Consider the following 15,661-nt stretch of genomic DNA (forward strand, 5'->3'; position numbering starts at 1 on the left):
TTGTCGGAAAACCGCTGCACACTTTTCCGGGCCATGCCCTAACCCTTCCAGTGCAGGACAGTAATGAGCGTGAACAGCCGGCGCGAGGTCTCGAAGTCGACCCGCACCTTGCCTTTCAGCCGCTCCTGCAGCGTGCGCGATCCTTCGTCATGGATGCCGCGGCGGCCCATGTCGATGGCCTCGATCTTGTCGGGGGTCGCGGTGCGGATCGCCTGGTAATAGCTGTCGCAGATCATGAAATAGTCCTTCACGATCCGCCGGAACGGCGTCAGCGACAACAGATGCGCGACCACGGGCGTGCCGTCCTCGCGGCGAATGTCGAACATCAGCCGGTTGCCGGTGATGCCGATATGCAGCGTGAACGGGCCCTTGCCCTCCGCACCCTCGGGCGCAAACAGGTTCTGCTCGATCAGATCGTAGATCGCGATCGCCCGCTCGTGCTCGATGTCGGGCCCGGAACGGCCGATCGATTCCTCGTCGAGCGAGACGCCGACGATGCGATTGGTCGAGTCGTCCTGTGCGGGCGGCTTTGTCATGACAGATTGAGGCGCAATCCAATCGAGCGGGAATGGGCATCCAGCCCCTCCGCCTTGCCGAGCGTCATCGCGGCCGGACCCAGCGCACGCAATTGATCCGGTCCGCATTTCAGGATCGAGGTGCGCTTCATGAAGTCGTGCACCGAGAGCCCGGAGGAAAACCGCGCCGAGCGCGCCGTCGGCAGCACGTGGTTGGAGCCGCCGACATAATCGCCGATCGCTTCGGGCGTGTGCGGTCCGAGGAACACCGCGCCGGCATTGCGGATCTTCGCCGCGAGCGCGTCGGGATCGACGGTCATGATCTCGAGATGCTCGGCCGCGATGGCGTCGGCAAGCGGGACGGCGTCGCCCAGGTTCTTCACCATGATAACGGCGCCGAAATCGGCCCAGGACGCGCTGGCGATCGCGGCGCGTGGCAGCGTCTTCAGCTGCGCCTCGACCGCCTTTTCGACGTCGGCGGCAAGGCGCGCCGAGTCCGTGATCAGGATCGACTGCGCGCTGGAATCGTGCTCGGCCTGCGCCAAGAGGTCAGCGGCGATCCAATCGGCGTTGCCGGTGTCGTCGGCAATGACGAGCACCTCCGAGGGGCCGGCGATCATGTCGATGCCGACCTTGCCGAACACCAGCCGTTTCGCGGCAGCGACATAGGCATTGCCCGGGCCGACAATCTTGGCGACCGGCGCGATGGTCGCGGTGCCATGCGCCAGCGCGGCCACCGCCTGCGCACCGCCGACACGGTAGATCTCGGTGACGCCGCCGAGATGGGCGGCCGCCAGGACCAGCGGATTGAGCTTGCCGTCCGGCGAGGGCACCACCATCACGAGGCGCGACACGCCGGCGACTTTCGCCGGCACGGCATTCATCAGCACCGAGGACGGATAGGCCGCCGTGCCGCCGGGGACGTAGAGGCCGGCGGATTCGATCGCGGTGTAGCGCCAACCAAGCTCGACGCCGAGCGGGTCGGTGAAGCGCTCGTCTTTCGGTAGTTGGCGGCGGTGATAGGTCTCGATGCGGTCGCGCGCGAGCTTGAGTGCATCCAGCGTCGCAGGCTCGCAGGCCTTCACGGCGGCCTCGATCTCGGCGGCGGAGACGCGCAAGGAGGATGCGTCCAGCCTCAAGCGGTCGAACTTGGCCGTCGCCTCGAGCAGGGCGGCGTCGCCACGCTTGGCCACGTCGTCGACGATCGCGCGCGCGGCGGCCTCGACATCGGCCGAAGCCTCGCGCTTGGCGGCGAGGAAGGCTGCGAATCGCTGGTCGAAATCGGCGCTGCTGCGGTCGAGGCGAACGGGCATGTTTCGCTTGGCTTCCGGCTGGTCTTGAGGGGCGGATCGGCGCACCAGGTCCCCTGCTCAATGGCGCGGCGGGGAAGCTGCGTCAACCCTCGGCAGATGCCATCCCAGCCAGGGCCCATTCGGCTGGTATACGGCCTCTTCAGCCCTCCCCCTGGACTCCAGTGCCCAGCGTGTCAGCCCCGAGGTCGGTCAGCTCGCATTCCAGACACTCGACGTCCAGGCGGATGGCGCCGCCCTGGGCGAACAAAAGCAGGGCGCTGCCGCCGGGCTCCTCGGCGCGGCCGTCCCGGGGGTGAAATTCAATGCCGACGAGATCCAGGATCTTGTCCGGCGCGGCGAGGTCAATGTTGCGCGACTTGCAGGCGAGCACACGGTCGAAACGGAGCGCTGCGACCAGCCGGCGCGGCTCGGTCTCGCCCTCCAAGGTCTGCTCCCAGTCCAGCCGGCTCATTCCGACCACAAGCCGTTTCTCGCCCTGCCGCCAAATGATATCGGAAGCCTGGACGCGGGCGTCCTGGACATGGGTCGAGATCACGGCGAGGTCGTCGGCGTCGAGAGCGATCAGTTTGAGCTGGGGCGACATCGCCGCGCCTCTCCTGGAGTGGACGGGGCTCAACGCGCACGAGCCCCGAAATTTCCACACACAAGTTAAGCCCTCGTCCGGCTCGCCGCTACGCGGCGAGCCACCCATTCCCACAACAAGGGAGGGTGAGAGTCGTGAAACCTCACTCCCTGAAGAACGCCAGGAGATCCGCGTTGATCGTCTCGGCATGCGTGGTCGGCATGCCGTGGGGGAATCCCTTGTAGGTCTTCAGGATGCCTTTCTTGAGCAGCTTGGCCGAGAGCGGCGCCGAGTCCGCGTATGGCACGATCTGGTCGTCGTCGCCATGCATCACCAGCACCGGGACGTTGATCTTCTTCAGATCCTCAGTGAAATCGGTTTGCGAGAACGCGACGATGCCGTCGTAATGCGCTTTCGCGCCACCCATCATGCCCTGGCGCCACCAGTTCTCGATCACCGCTTCCAGCGGTTTTGCGCCGGGGCGGTTGTAGCCGTAGAACGGGCCGGCGGCGATGTCGCGGTAGAAGGCCGAGCGGCCGGCGGCAAGCTGGGCCTGGAAATCGTCGAACACGCTCTTCGGCAGGCCGCCGGGATTGGCTGCGGTCTGCACCATCAGCGGCGGCACCGCGGAGAGGATCGCGGCCTTCGCGACGCGGCTCTCGCCGTGACGGGCGACGTAGTGCACGACCTCGCCGCCGCCGGTGGAATGGCCGACATGGAGGGCGTTCTTGAGGTCGAGATGCGCGGTGAGCGCGGCGAGATCGTCGGCATAATGATCCATGTCGTGGCCGTCGGCGACCTGCGCCGAGCGGCCGTGGCCACGGCGGTCATGGGCGATGACGCGATAGCCGCGCGTGACGAAGTACATCATCTGCGCGTCCCAATCGTCCGAGGACAGCGGCCAGCCATGGCTGAACACGATCGGCTGGCCCGAGCCCCAGTCCTTGTAGAAGATCTCGACGCCGTCTTTGGTGGTGATGGTGGGCATGGTGGGGCTCCTTTCAATGAGAGACGTCATTCCGGGACGCGCGTCAGCGCGAACCCGGAATCTGGAGATTGATAAATCGGGATTCTCTGGTGCGCGATTGCGCACCAGAGTTTATCGCTGTGCGATGGCCGGAATGACGAGAGGGGCCAATCAGGCAAACGCCAGGGGCTTGTAGCGGCGCCAGGCGCCGATGGTCAGCACGACGAAGAACACCAGCACGATGCCCTGCACCACGGCGAAGACCGGCCCCGATGGCGGCGCCGGGGGCACGGCGGGCGCGAGCGCGGCAAGTGCGGGCACCTTGAGGAACGACTGGATCACCAGCACGAAGACGTTGAAATAGAGCGAGATCATCGCGGTGACGATGTAGACCGGGCGCCAGACGCCGCCGAGCTTCATGCCGTAGAGCGCGAAACAGGCAATCGCGAGCAGCACCAGCGAGATGATGCCGATGATGTGCGAGGGCAGCAGCTCCTTGAATGGAAACAGGAAACCAGTCGCGCTGGTGAGAATGGTGAACAGCAGGAAGATCGCAGTCAGGCCCGGCATCGACTTCGAGCCAAGCAGGCCGAACATCACGACAAGCCCGGCGACGATGGCAATCAGGCTGATGATGACATGGATCAGCGTAAGGGCGGGCAGGCTTAGGCCAAGCACCATGACATCTCTCCTACTCTCGGCGTTGAGGTGACGAGAATAGTATTACGGTCCTCATCGGATTACCACCTGCGTTGTCGTCACATGCATGAGCGCAGCCATGCGTCATCGTGCGAAATCGAAAAACGCATGGCTGAACTTTTTGCAGCGCTGTCACAAACGACGGCAGGCTTTCGACGAAAGTTGAATCGAACTCACACGTTCTTGGTATCGAAGATCAGGATGTCGGCACCGCCGCTGGCGAATTTCGGCACGTCGGCGCCGGTCGCCTTGCCTTCCGGGCTGGCAAAGGCGGCCTGAACGTCGGCCACGCTGTCGAAGGTGAGGATGGCGACGAGATGGATTCCGGAAGGGCCTGCGGGAGATGCGACCGGCCCTTTGCTGACGGCGTAGTTCTTCAGGCCGGGAAGTTTCTTGGCGAGTGGAATGTGCGTCTCGGCATAGTACTTGTCGAAGGCGGCAGCATCCTTGGGTGTCTTGTAGAGCACGACGACTTCAGCCATTTGGTCCTCCCGTTGAATCGTTGTTTTTTCCGCGCGCGATTTGCCTCGCGACGAGGGGATAGTCACGCATTGCGCAGCAAGATGACAAGCCGGATTTGGCTTGCCATTGCCTTGCCTTGTCCTTGACTAAAGCGCCGGTTTTGCGGCGTCGCCGAGATAGCCATGCAGGGAGGCAACGACCTGCGCGCCCTCGCCGATGGCGCCGCCGACGCGCTTGACCGAGCCGGAGCGGACGTCGCCGACGGCGTAGACGCCGGGCACGGAGGTCTCCAGCGGCGCCACCAGCTTGCCCTGGTTCTGCTCCGACTGCGCGCCCGTGACCACGAAGCCGCCGCGATCGAGCGTCACGCCGCAACCGTCGAGCCAGGACGTGGCGGGATCGGCGCCGACGAACAGGAAGAGATTGCGGATGTCGGCGGAATCCTCGTCATCCGAGAGCCGGCTCTTCCAGCGGATGCGCCGCAGCAGCGAGGCCTCGTCGCCCTCGAGCGCGGTGATCTCGGTGTTGAACATCAGTTCGATGTTCGGGGTCGCTTCGATGCGCTCGATGAGATAGCGCGACATGCTGGCGCCAAGGCCGCCGCCGCGGATGATCATCAGCACTTTTTTCGCATGGCCCGACAGGAACACGGCGGCCTGGCCAGCCGAATTGCCGGCGCCGACCAGAGCCACCTCCTCGCCGGCGCAGAGCCGCGCCTCCACGGGCGATGCCCAGTACCAGACGCCGCGGCCCTCGAACTTCTCGAGGTTGGCGATATGGGGACGGCGATAGCGCGCGCCGCTGGCGACCACCACCGAACGGGAGCGCAAGGTTTCGCCGCAATCCAGCGCCAGCGCGAAGGTGCCATTGACGCGCGAGCAATCCAGCGAGCTCACCGACATCGGAATCATGATGTCGGCGCCGAACTTCTGCGCCTGCGTGAAGGCGCGGCCCGCCAGCGCCTGGCCGGAGATGCCGGTCGGGAAGCCCAGATAGTTCTCGATGCGCGCGCTGGCGCCGGCTTGGCCGCCGAAGGCGCGGGTGTCGACGACCGCGACCGAGAGACCTTCGGACGCAGCGTAGACCGCAGTCGCGAGCCCCGCCGGCCCGCAGCCGACGATGGCGACATCGTAGATACGGTCGTCCTTAGCCCCGCCGATCATGCCGATGGCGCGGCCGAGCTCGGTCTCGCTGGGATTGCGCAGCACCGTGCCGCCGGCCGTGACGACGAGCGGCCAATCCTCCGGCTTCGGCGAATAGCGCGCGATCAGTTCGGCGGCGTCATGCTCGCTCTCGGGATCGAGCAGATGATGCGGCTGGCCATTGCGGGTGAGAAAGCCCTGCAGGCGCACCACGCCGGCGGAGTTCGACGGCCCGATCAGCACGGGGCCGCCGATGCCGCCCTGGATCAGATTGACCCGGCGCAGGATCAGCGCGCGCATGATGCGCTCGCCAAGCTCGGCTTCGGCCACCAGCAGCGCGCGCAGCCGGTCCGGCGGGACGAGCAGCACCTCGACATTGCCTTCGGCGCGGCCGTCGACCAGCGCCGGCCTGCCCGAGAGCTGGCCAAGCTCGGCCAGGAATTGCCCCGGCCCCTGATCGATCACGGGCGTGACGTGGCCGAGACCATCGCGCTGGGTGATGGCGACGTGGCCCGCCAGCACCACGAACATGCCGGGCCCGGGCTTGCCGGTCTCGAACAGCAATTCGCCGTCCGCGTAGGTGCGGATTTCGCCGAAGTGCCTGATCCGTTCGATCTCGGCGGGCGTCAGCGCCGGAAAGGTCTGCTCGGGGCGCGTGAACCGCAACAGCTGCGCATCACGGTCGGTTCGTTGTGTTTCGTCCTGCCCCATGGCCACTGCATGCACTCCAAAATCTCCAGCCGCCGGCGTTCAACGAGAGGTCTTGCCGGCGGCCCCCTCATTTAGGGAACCATCGTCGTTCTGCGAGGGGTCGGTGCTTGCGGCGCGTTCGCGCGCCTGCAACTTCCGCCGCTTCAGGTTTTCGCGCAGCGCCGATTTCAGCCGGTCGTCCCGGGACGCCCTCGGCTGCCTCGCGCTCTTGTCAGTCTCGTCGCCCATCGCGGCTCCATCACAGCAACCGGCCACAGGATGCCATCGAAGTGTGGCAGCTCAAGAGGGTGAGGCGATAGGACCCTTGCGAAACGCGAGATGGATCGAATCCGGCTCCCCGGCCAACTGACCAGTTGGGCAGGGACATCAGACCCCGAATCGGCATGAAGGCGGTCAGTCCGGACGAAAACGGGCATTTTGGCGCCGATATCGGCCCGATTTTCTCGTTTTGGCGGGGCTAGCAAGCTTGCGCAGGAGGGGGGCTTGTGGCAGATATCGGCCCGCTTGGTAGGCCCCTCGGGCGGCCGATTCTTGTCCCAGCACATGCTGCCGTAGCTCAGTGGTAGAGCACTCCATTGGTAATGGAGAGGTCGACAGTTCAATCCTGTCTGGCAGCACCAGCTTTCCTCACCGACGCGAGCCGTGTTGAACCAAGCCTTGTTGAACCAAGCCTTGTGCCTGGCCAGCGCGCCCGCAACACCCATGGATGCGATCGTGATCACACGCTCCCTGCCCTATGAAGGACTGCTCCACGAGATCGTCGAGCATAATGGCGTGCTCTATCTCGGCGGCATCGTCCCTGAAGATGCCGGGCTCGACATGGCCGGCCAGGCCGAGGATGTGCTGCGCCAGTTGAAGACCCTGCTCGAGGGGGCCGGCTCCGATCTGTCCTGCGTTCTGCAGGTGACGATCTTCGTGGCCGACCTCACTGAGAAGGCCGCGTTCAACCAGGTGTGGAAGCGCTACTTCACCGCGGAGCATCTGCCGGCGCGGGCCGCGATCGGCGTTGCGGATCTCGGCCCGGGCGTCAAGCTGGAGCTGACGGCGATCGCCGCGCGCCGCTGATCCTCACGGGCGAGAAGAGCAAGCTCGGTCGTTTCGTCAGTCTTCCACACATGGCTTGGCATTCTCGCGGCCCGAAACGCCCGAGTTTTGCTCGTTTCCTTGTCCCTCTTCTATGAAGAGGGCGCAGGGAAGGCCGGGTGCCGGCTGGCACCCACGGTCCGCTGTGCGACAGCACACGCAGAAAACTGCACAGCGGCATACAGGTGAAGCCCAACACACGGCCTTCCCTGCGCAGTGGTTTGACGGCTTATGCCTGCTCTCCCCGGAGCCGAGTTCCTTCTGGCCTCCGTCACCTCGCGAATTGACGATGCCTCAAGGCCCGGTTGAGCCCAGATGCATCTCCGCAAGGTTTGACCGTAGCAACGACGGTCAGGACCCACGGTTTTGCCGTACGCAGTTTCCGGCTCCGCCAAGAGGCTTCGCCGGATGTTGGCGCCGTCCGTTCCGCACGCTGTGAGACCTCACGAGGTTCATCTCGCCCTGGTCCCGCCCCGCGTGCCCGACGCAGCCGCGTCCACCGCACCCTGGCCCTCGTTCGTGACGACGTACGATCGCCCCTCTCCTTGGGCCGGGATGAGCGATGGATACTGCAATTCCGAATTTCGGTAAAGTGGAATATATTTGCGGGAAGGGATTGACGGGGGCTGCGCGGGAGAGGTGGTGTTTTGCCCGACGGGCCAGAAGCGTTGCGATCGGTGTCCTTCCGGTTGCGCCTCTTCGAAAGGTTGCGGCCACACGGCACGTTGACCCCTCATTTCATGGTGCTAGTCTTTTCGCTCGCGACCTGTCCGGGAGGACACGATGGGATGGTTCGACCGCCTGTTTGGAAGGATGTCGGAGCCGACGATTCCTCTTCTTGCGAGATTTCGGCGGAAATCAAAAGCACCGACCGATCCTGATCTTTTGAAAATCGCCAAGGACCGGAAGGGACATGTTTCCCGCAGAGCCGTCAGGGACGAGTATAATCGGCTGGTCCTGGAGAAGTACGCGCACGACAAGTCGTGATGCGCGTCGAGGATCTCAGTAGCCCGTAGGATGGGTAGAGCGAAGCGAAACCCATCTGCTCCTTGTCGAGCCACGAAACGTGATGGATTTCGCAAGGGCTCTACCCATCCTACGCACTGCGCACCATCAATGGTCGCCATTCATTTGCAGTGCTGCGAAGCGGTCGTCCGAACGGCGCAACCGCCGGCATAGCTCGCGATTGATGTTCTGCAGAACGATCACGTAGGCGTGGATGTCGGCCTTGTAGCAGGCATAGAGCTTTTGGGCCGTCAGCTCGTACAGCACGGTCGGCGCCTCCGCGATAACAGTAGCGGAGCGGTTCTGCATTTCGATCAGCGTCATCTCGCCGAAGAAATCGCCAGGCTCCAAACGCGATATCGGGATGACCCTGCCCGCATGCGTGCGTTTGCTCACCGCCAGCCGGCCGGACTTGACGATGAACATCGAACGTCCCGGCTCGCCCTCGGCCACAACGGTCGCGTCGGCTTCGAAGCGGCGCTCGACCAGCATCGAGATCAAGAGGTCGAGGCCCACCTCCGAAAGCCCGCCGAAGAACGGCGTCGCCAGCAGAAACGCTTTCAGATCGGGGGACGTGACGAGCATTGCGCGAGGTTACGCCCGGTCGAAGGCTGCGGCAAGCTAAGCGGTGCAGCCAGGTTCCGTCATTGCGAGCGTAGCGAAGCAATCCAGGAATGTGTCCGCGGAAACAGTCTGGATTGCTTCGTCGCAAGGGCTCCTCGCAATGACGCGGCGAGAGATTTCACCTCTCGACTCTGGACCACTGCCGCGCGCAGCGAAACCCATCAGACTCGTGCGGTGGCGAAGATGATGGGTTTCGCAAGTGCTCTATCCATCCTACGGGCCGCACAGTGCGAGCTATTTGGGCCGGCGCCCCCTGATCGCGTGCGCGCGCGCAGTGCAGGTGATGCGGCCGTCCGCATGCGCCGGCAGGCCCGCACGCACCCGCGCGATGAGGGTCTCGACGTCCGCGGGCCTCATGGCGGCAACGGAAGGCCGGAGCGCGGGGGACTTCAGACTGATTGCCCAGAAATCATCGAAACCTGAAAACGTCCGTTGCACCGTAATCTCTCGCGTTTGCACGTCCTCGAGACCTGCTCCTCGCCACAGGTCCCGCAACGCTTCCATGCGAGAGGCATCCATCCGTGGCGGGCGCGTTGCCGGAATGCCCATTGCTTTCATCTCGTCATAGATCGGGTCGAGCGGAAAGCCGCCACCCAACATGTCCCACATATACGTCATGACCGCACCGCCGGGGACAACGACCCGCACCATTTCGCTGACGCCCCTCGCAGGGTCCGGAACGAACACCAGAACCAACGCCATCACAGCCGCATCGAAGCTGGCGTCGGCGAACGGAAGTGCCATCGCATCGCCCTGGTGAAACTTTGCCACGCGCGCCGCAGGTCGTGTGCGCGCAAAAGCAAGCTGCTCGGCCGAGGGGTCAATGCCCTGGACCTCGGCGGGGTTGCAGCGCTCGACCAGGAGTTCAGTGAAGGCGCCGTTGCCGCAACCGATGTCGATCCACCGCAAGCCTGCAGGAGGTGCCAGCCAATCAAGGAATATCTCGCCTGCGAACCGGCTCCAGATTCCCATCATCTGCTCGTAGGCGGCACCATCGTCGAAGCGAATGGTCTGCTCTGCCATTTCGAGATCCTCCCGGCCCGATGACGATGCTTGGCGCGCGCCATTCTGCGCACAAGAGATGGGACTGGGGAAGTGCCGGAGCTGACCTGATCCGCGGATTATTGCCGCGCGACATTCTCCCCGCGCGGCGTCCTTCGCTTCCGCCACACCTGCAGGTCAATCATGACTTTCACGGCCGCCGCGAGGACGAGCGCACAGAGTGCCACCTTGGAGATCGTCTCCATCGTCCCCTCGATCAGCAGGCAATGGACCACGCTGCCTGCGACGATGACGATGGCGAGGGGAATATGGATAATGCGCCAGGTTCGCGGGCGCAATCCCAACCGCCTTCGCAACAGAGCCAGGAATGCAACCGCGAAGATGGCCCACATCGCGATCACGCCGAAGGGAGAGAACGGCGTCGGCGATGAGAAGGTCAGTGCGTCCACCATGTCGGGCGGGCTGGTGATCCAGAGGCCGGCGACGTGAATCAGAATCGCGAGAGCAAGCGCGCCGCCGATCCAGTGATGGGCGCGCCTGCCGCGATAGGCCGACAATCGCGGCAGGTAGCCGCCGATCAGCAAGGGCTGCACGAGCACGAGACCGAGGGCGATGATGCCGGCGAAGCCGGCGATAACGTAGACAGGATCGCGCCATGCCAGCTGCTCGCTGGCCGCAGCAAGCGCAACCGGCACGCCGATCGCCAAGCCAAGGGCGACCCAGATCAGGGGCGCCCGGGCCGATCTCCATCGCGTCATCTGCAAGTGGGGTTCAAGCCGGCTGCAGCACGAAGTGCGCCTCGAGGCTGGTCTCCTTGGCGCTCCGCATCACCGGCCGCAGGAAGACGGTCTTGAACTCGCCGCTGTCATAGGCGAGGTGGCCGTGCGGCTGGCCGAAGATCGGAATGATCTGCGGCATCTCCAGCCGGAACCTGCCGTCCTTGTCGGTGAGCGTTGCGCCGTGGCTCTGCGGCTCGTGCTCCCGCCCTTCGACGGTGTGCGCCCAGATCTGGATTCGTTGCCCGGCCAGCGGAGCCCCGTCGCCGGCGCGGCGCACGGTGCCGCTCATCCAGAAACCGCCCTTGCCGATCCGCTCCACGATCGCCGCGCCCTTGCGGTAATTGTTCGCGCCGCCCGACATCGACTCGGTCGGTGCGAGGCCCGCCGCACGGGCGGGCAGCAGGAGGCCGGAATCGCCGGTTGCCAGAAGGCCCGTTGCGAGGACGGAGCCGCCGGCAGCGAGGAGGTTGCGGCGGGTGAAGACGACCGTGGTCATGTCAGTTCCTCCTGGCAGCAGCGCAGCTGCTTCCCGCAAGCTACAATACCAGGTGTAAAACGCCCAGTTGGCGCGAGGGGCGCCAGGGCCTGCAATAACAGTGTTGTGAACGGCCGTCTTCGCGGCGTGCATCTCTCAGATGAGCTGACAAGAGGGGCCCGCAAGTGCTCTACCTATTCGGCGCGCTGCCACTACATGTGTGTCCTGCAAGCGCGCACCGTCACGCGGCCCCTCCACACCGGCAGCCCTCCCATGATCCCCTTCTCCGTGCTCGACCTCGCACCCATTCGGCAGGGCGGCGACGCGGCGCAGGCCTTTCGCAATTCGCTCGATCTGGCCCGGCATGCCGAGACGTGGGGCTTCAAGCGGTTCTGGCTGGCCGAGCATCACAACATGACGGGCATCGCCAGCGCGGCGACGTCGGTAGTGATCGGCCACATCGCGGGCGGAACGAAAACGATCCGCGTCGGCTCCGGCGGGATCATGCTGCCGAACCACTCGCCGCTCGTCATCGCCGAGCAGTTCGGCACGCTGGAATCGCTCTATCCCGGGCGGATCGATCTCGGGCTCGGCCGGGCGCCGGGCACCGACCAGTTCACCGCGCGGGCGCTGCGGCGCGACCTTGCCACCACGTCCGAGAACTTTCCGCATGACGTGCTGGAGCTGCAGGCGCTGCTCGGCGACGTGCAGCCGAACCAGGCGATCCGCGCCGTGCCCGGCATGGGGACCAAGGTGCCGCTGTGGATCTTGGGATCGAGCACCTTTGGCGCGCAGCTGGCGGCAATGCTCGGCCTGCCCTTCGCGTTCGCCTCGCATTTCGCGCCGCAGATGATGATGCCGGCGCTGCGCGAATATCGTGCGCGCTTCGAGCCCTCGGCGCAGCTCGACAAGCCCTATGCGATGATCGGCGTCAACGTGTTCGCGGCCGACAGCGATGAAGAGGCACAGCGGATGTTCTCCTCGCTGCAGCAGCAATTCATCAACCTGCGCCGCGGCACGCCGGGGCCGCTGCCGCCGCCGGTGGAGGACATGGACCCGTTGTGGTCGCCGGCCGAGAAGGCCGGCGTTGCGCAAGCGCTGTCGTGCTCAGCGGTCGGGTCGCCCGATGTGGTCGAAGCGAAGCTGAAGGCGCTGATCACTGAAACCGGCGCGGACGAATTGATGACGACGGGGCAGATCTACGACCACACGGCACGGCTGCGCTCGTTCGAGATCGCCGCGGAGGTGCGGGATAGGCTCGCGAAGCAGCCGGTGGGGTGAGGCGCAATCGCGCCCCGAGCGAGCTGCTCAGCCCAATCCTCTCATGCCCTAATCCGCAAAGCCGAACAGCTTGGCCGGATTGTGCACCAGGATCTTCTCCAGCTCCGCCTGGTCGGGCGCGTAACGGTACATCAGCTCTAACAGATCGGCATCGTTCGGCGGCTGCTTCACCGAGACCGGATGCGGCCAGTCGCTGGCCCAGACGCAGCGGTCGGGAGCGGCCTCGATATAGGCGCGCGCGATCGGGATCACGTCGTCGTAAGGCGCGCCGGTCTTCGAGGTTTTCTCGCCGAGCGAGAGCATGACCCAGAAATTGCCCTTGGCGAGCAGCTCCAGCATCTTGCGCAGATTCGGATCGTTCCTGCCGGCCTCGGGGTCGGGCCGCGCCATGTGGTCGATCAGCACGGGCACGTCGAGATCTTCGTATTTGGCGACGCTCGAGACGATGCCGTCCTTCTCGGGCTGGATCTTGACGTACCAGCCGAGCTCGCGGATGCGGGCGATGGCGCGGGCGAAATCGGCGTCCGATAGCACGGCGCCGAGCTCCTGGCGGAAGCTGAAGCGCGCGCCGCGCACCCCGGCGTCATGCAGTTTTGCGAGATAGGCGTCGCTGGCTTCCGCGAACACCAGCGCATTGGCGCAGCCGCGATAGTTCGGGCCCATCGCGGCAAGGCCGTCGAGCACGACGGCATGGTCCGCGCCGTAGGTCGTGGTCTGCACGATGATGCCGCGCTCGATGCCGAGCGTCTTGTGCATGCGCAGCGCCGCTTCCCAGGTCGCGGTCGGCATCCGATAGGCGGCGCCGGGACGCTCCGGATATTTGTCGATCGGCCCCAGCACGTGGAACTGGCTGTCGATGGTCTTTGGCGGCGGCGCCTTGATCGGGCGGCGCGGGTTGGGGTCGAACGGCAGATAGGTCGGCATGGAAGCGCTCCCTCAGTCGATCACGGCGGTGAAGTCGCATTGCACCAGCGCGCCGCCATCCATGTTGTCCATCGGCAGCGCGTGGCGCGCGGGGCGCGAATGCTCGTCCGGAAACATCTTCAACCATTCGACATTGACGGGGCCGCGCTGCGAGCGGTCCTTCAGCCACACCGTCATCTTGATGATGTCGGAGGTCGAGCCGCCGGCGGCCTCCACCGTCGCCTTCATATGGGCGAACATGTTGGCGCATTGGGCATCCAGGCTTTCGGGCATCGCATTGGTCGCGGGATCGCGGCCGAGGATGACGCCCGACATCACGAGATTACCGATGCGGCAGGCGTTCGGAATCGGGTTGACGTGCTTGAAGCCGCCGATGTGGACGCTCCTGCGCCGCGTTTGACCACTCATGGTTCGCTCCCTGCTCGTTATTGCTTCAGACGAATTGGCACGACACCGAGCCGAAGGCGCCGTAGTCGGCATGGAAAGTGTCTCCGCGGCGGATGTCGACGGGCCGCGTGAACGATCCCGCCAGCACGACCTCGCCGGCTTTGAGATGCTCGTCATGCGGTGCGAGGCGGTTGGCGAGCCAGGCGATGCCGTTGGCGGGGTGATTGAGCACGCCAGCGGCAAGCCCGGTCTCCTCGACCTCGCCGTTGCGGAACAGCAAGGCGCCGATCCAGCGCAGATCCGCATCCATCGGGCGGATCGGCCGGCCGCCGAGCACCAGCGCGGCATTGGCCGCGTTGTCCGAGATCGTATCCATCACCTTGCGGGTCCTGCCCGTCTCGGGGTCGACGCGGTGCATGCGCGTCTCCAGAATCTCCAGCGCAGGCGTGACGTAGTCGGTGGCGTTGAGCACGTCGAAAATGGAGCAATCCGGCCCGCGCAGCGGCGCCTTCAGCACGAAGGCGAGCTCGACCTCGATGCGCGGCGCGTGGAAGCGGTCGAACGGAACAGGCGTGGCATCGGGGTAAAACATGTCGGCGAACAGCACGCCGTAATCGGGCTCGTTGATGCCGACCGCGTTCTGCATCGCCTTCGAGGTCAGGCCGATCTTGTGGCCCTTGATGATGCGGCCGCGGCCGAGCTGAAGCTTGGTCCAGGCGCGCTGGACCGCGTAGGCATCCTCGATGCTGAACTCCGGATAGTCCTTGGTGAACATCGGGATCAGCGATTTCGTGCGCTCGGCTTCGTCGAGGCGCGCGGCGAGGCGTTCGATCGTGGCGGAATCCAGCATCGTTTACTGCTCCGCCGCCACGGTGTTGCGCAGCACGCCGATGCGGCTGGACTCGACCTCGACGACGTCGCCGTCCCTCAGCCAGCGTGGCGGATCGAACCGCGCACCCGCGCCGGTCGGTGTGCCCGTCACGATCATGTCGCCAGGCTTGAGGGTCGCGAAGGTCGAGAGATAGGAAATCAGGAAATCGAACGGGAACATCAGCCGTTCCGTCGTGTCCTGCTGCCGCACCTCGCCGTTGACGCGCGTAGTGATGTCGTGAGGCCCGCGCGGATCGAGCTCGTCAGACGTCACGATCCACGGGCCGATGCTGCCGGAGCGATCAAAATTCTTGCCCTGCGTGACGTTGAACTTGCCGTGGCGCAGCCAATCGCGGATCGTGCCCTCGTTGCACAGTGTCATGCCGAAGATGTGCGACCACGCTTTTTCGCGCGGAATGTGGCGGCCGCCCTGCCCGACCACGATGACGAGCTCGCCTTCATAGTCGAGCTGGTCCGAAACCTTCGGCTTCTCGATCGGCTGGCCGGAGCCCGTCATCGAGGACATGCTGCGCACGAACAGGCTGGGATATTTGGGCAGGTCGGAATTGTCTTTATACTCCGCATTGCGCTCGGCGTAATTGACGCCGATGCACCAGAGCTTCTCCGGCGCCAGCACCGGCGGCAACAGGACGAGCTTGTCCAGCGCATGATCCGGCTTTTGCCCCGCGACGGCCTCCTGCGCTTCGGCGAGTGCGTTGGCCGCGATCAGCGCCTTGACGTCCGAATAGTCGCGGCCGATGCGCCTGGTCAGATCGACCACGCCGCCGTCCACGGCCGCGCCGTAGCGCGCCTCGCCGTCCAGCAGATAGCTCAGCAGTCGCATTGTATGTCCTCCGATG

At 65.1% G+C, this 15,661-nt stretch carries 19 protein-coding genes and 1 tRNA gene; 4 read left to right on the forward strand and 16 right to left on the reverse strand.

Annotated features, from left to right (window positions below; translation table 11 throughout):
• Nucleotides 1-38 precede the first annotated feature (38 nt).
• The 8 genes from I6F16_RS25925 to I6F16_RS25960 all read right to left on the reverse strand — a co-directional run bounded on the left by I6F16_RS25925 (nt 39) and on the right by I6F16_RS25960 (nt 6,599).
• Entirely contained in the window at nt 39-536 is a 498-nt protein-coding gene (locus I6F16_RS25925; protein WP_225113371.1) for a UPF0262 family protein, read from the reverse strand.
• Complete coding sequence (gene hisD, locus I6F16_RS25930) at nt 533-1,828, reverse strand: histidinol dehydrogenase (RefSeq protein WP_225113372.1); 1,296 nt, start codon at nt 1,826-1,828, stop codon at nt 533-535. Before hisD ends, I6F16_RS25925 begins: the two co-directional genes overlap by 4 nt.
• Before the next feature lie 139 nt (nt 1,829-1,967).
• On the reverse strand, nt 1,968-2,411 hold the full coding sequence (locus tag I6F16_RS25935; protein ID WP_036014359.1) for a DUF2948 family protein: 444 nt from the start codon (nt 2,409-2,411) through the stop codon (nt 1,968-1,970).
• Between the two features lie 142 nt (nt 2,412-2,553).
• Nucleotides 2,554-3,378, reverse strand: coding sequence for an alpha/beta hydrolase (locus tag I6F16_RS25940; protein ID WP_225113373.1), 825 nt, complete (start codon nt 3,376-3,378; stop codon nt 2,554-2,556).
• Nucleotides 3,379-3,528: 150 nt separating this feature from the next.
• Nucleotides 3,529-4,038: a hypothetical protein gene (locus I6F16_RS25945; RefSeq protein ID WP_036014365.1), complete on the reverse strand. Its 510-nt coding sequence runs from the start codon at nt 4,036-4,038 to the stop codon at nt 3,529-3,531.
• 191 nt (nt 4,039-4,229) lie between these two features.
• The gene (locus I6F16_RS25950) at nt 4,230-4,538 is read right to left on the reverse strand and encodes an EthD family reductase (RefSeq protein WP_036014366.1); all 309 of its coding nucleotides are present in this window, start codon (nt 4,536-4,538) and stop codon (nt 4,230-4,232) included.
• Nucleotides 4,539-4,664: 126 nt separating this feature from the next.
• Nucleotides 4,665-6,371, reverse strand: a complete 1,707-nt coding sequence (locus I6F16_RS25955; RefSeq protein ID WP_225113416.1) for an FAD-dependent oxidoreductase — start codon at nt 6,369-6,371, stop codon at nt 4,665-4,667.
• Between the two features lie 39 nt (nt 6,372-6,410).
• Nucleotides 6,411-6,599 (reverse strand): hypothetical protein, encoded by a 189-nt coding sequence (locus I6F16_RS25960; protein ID WP_036014369.1) that lies wholly within the window; start codon nt 6,597-6,599, stop codon nt 6,411-6,413.
• Nucleotides 6,600-6,916: 317 nt separating this feature from the next.
• Here I6F16_RS25960 and I6F16_RS25965 point away from each other — a divergent pair.
• From I6F16_RS25965 to I6F16_RS25975, 3 genes are all read left to right on the forward strand, one after another.
• A tRNA-Thr gene (locus tag I6F16_RS25965) sits at nt 6,917-6,991 on the forward strand.
• A 94-nt stretch (nt 6,992-7,085) separates the two neighbouring features.
• Entirely contained in the window at nt 7,086-7,436 is a 351-nt protein-coding gene (locus I6F16_RS25970; RefSeq protein WP_085969234.1) for a RidA family protein, read from the forward strand.
• Nucleotides 7,437-8,237: 801 nt separating this feature from the next.
• Nucleotides 8,238-8,441: a hypothetical protein gene (locus I6F16_RS25975; protein ID WP_036026980.1), complete on the forward strand. Its 204-nt coding sequence runs from the start codon at nt 8,238-8,240 to the stop codon at nt 8,439-8,441.
• Between the two features lie 126 nt (nt 8,442-8,567).
• On the opposite strand, the gene I6F16_RS25980 is transcribed toward I6F16_RS25975, so the two are convergent.
• The 4 genes from I6F16_RS25980 to I6F16_RS25995 form a co-directional block, all read right to left on the reverse strand.
• Nucleotides 8,568-9,044 carry a cyclic nucleotide-binding domain-containing protein gene (locus I6F16_RS25980; RefSeq protein WP_225113374.1) on the reverse strand — a complete coding sequence of 159 codons (477 nt, stop codon included), beginning with the start codon at nt 9,042-9,044 and terminating at the stop codon, nt 8,568-8,570.
• A 273-nt stretch (nt 9,045-9,317) separates the two neighbouring features.
• Nucleotides 9,318-10,106, reverse strand: a complete 789-nt coding sequence (locus I6F16_RS25985; protein ID WP_225113375.1) for a class I SAM-dependent methyltransferase — start codon at nt 10,104-10,106, stop codon at nt 9,318-9,320.
• Nucleotides 10,107-10,204: 98 nt separating this feature from the next.
• Nucleotides 10,205-10,843, reverse strand: coding sequence for a ferric reductase-like transmembrane domain-containing protein (locus I6F16_RS25990; protein WP_225113376.1), 639 nt, complete (start codon nt 10,841-10,843; stop codon nt 10,205-10,207).
• Nucleotides 10,844-10,856: 13 nt separating this feature from the next.
• On the reverse strand, nt 10,857-11,360 hold the full coding sequence (locus I6F16_RS25995) for a Twin-arginine translocation pathway signal (protein ID WP_225113377.1): 504 nt from the start codon (nt 11,358-11,360) through the stop codon (nt 10,857-10,859).
• A 252-nt stretch (nt 11,361-11,612) separates the two neighbouring features.
• Between I6F16_RS25995 and I6F16_RS26000 the strand changes: the two genes are divergently transcribed.
• Nucleotides 11,613-12,620 (forward strand): LLM class flavin-dependent oxidoreductase, encoded by a 1,008-nt coding sequence (locus I6F16_RS26000; RefSeq protein ID WP_225113378.1) that lies wholly within the window; start codon nt 11,613-11,615, stop codon nt 12,618-12,620.
• Nucleotides 12,621-12,668: 48 nt separating this feature from the next.
• Here I6F16_RS26000 and I6F16_RS26005 read toward each other — a convergent pair whose 3' ends face one another.
• The 4 genes from I6F16_RS26005 to I6F16_RS26020 are packed head-to-tail and all read right to left on the reverse strand — an operon-like array spanning nt 12,669 to nt 15,645.
• Nucleotides 12,669-13,544 (reverse strand): amidohydrolase family protein, encoded by an 876-nt coding sequence (locus tag I6F16_RS26005; RefSeq protein ID WP_225113379.1) that lies wholly within the window; start codon nt 13,542-13,544, stop codon nt 12,669-12,671.
• Between the two features lie 12 nt (nt 13,545-13,556).
• A complete protein-coding gene (locus tag I6F16_RS26010; protein ID WP_225113380.1) occupies nt 13,557-13,952 on the reverse strand; it encodes a RidA family protein in 396 nt (131 codons plus the stop codon).
• A 25-nt stretch (nt 13,953-13,977) separates the two neighbouring features.
• On the reverse strand, nt 13,978-14,781 hold the full coding sequence (gene hpaH, locus I6F16_RS26015; RefSeq protein ID WP_225113381.1) for a 2-oxo-hept-4-ene-1,7-dioate hydratase: 804 nt from the start codon (nt 14,779-14,781) through the stop codon (nt 13,978-13,980).
• A gap of 3 nt (nt 14,782-14,784) precedes the next feature.
• Complete coding sequence (locus I6F16_RS26020; protein WP_036026966.1) at nt 14,785-15,645, reverse strand: fumarylacetoacetate hydrolase family protein; 861 nt, start codon at nt 15,643-15,645, stop codon at nt 14,785-14,787.
• Between the last annotated feature and the right edge of the window lie 16 nt (nt 15,646-15,661).

Source organism: Bradyrhizobium sp. IC4060 (assembly GCF_020193715.1).
In the GTDB taxonomy this organism is placed as follows: Bacteria; Pseudomonadota; Alphaproteobacteria; order Rhizobiales; family Xanthobacteraceae; genus Bradyrhizobium; species Bradyrhizobium yuanmingense.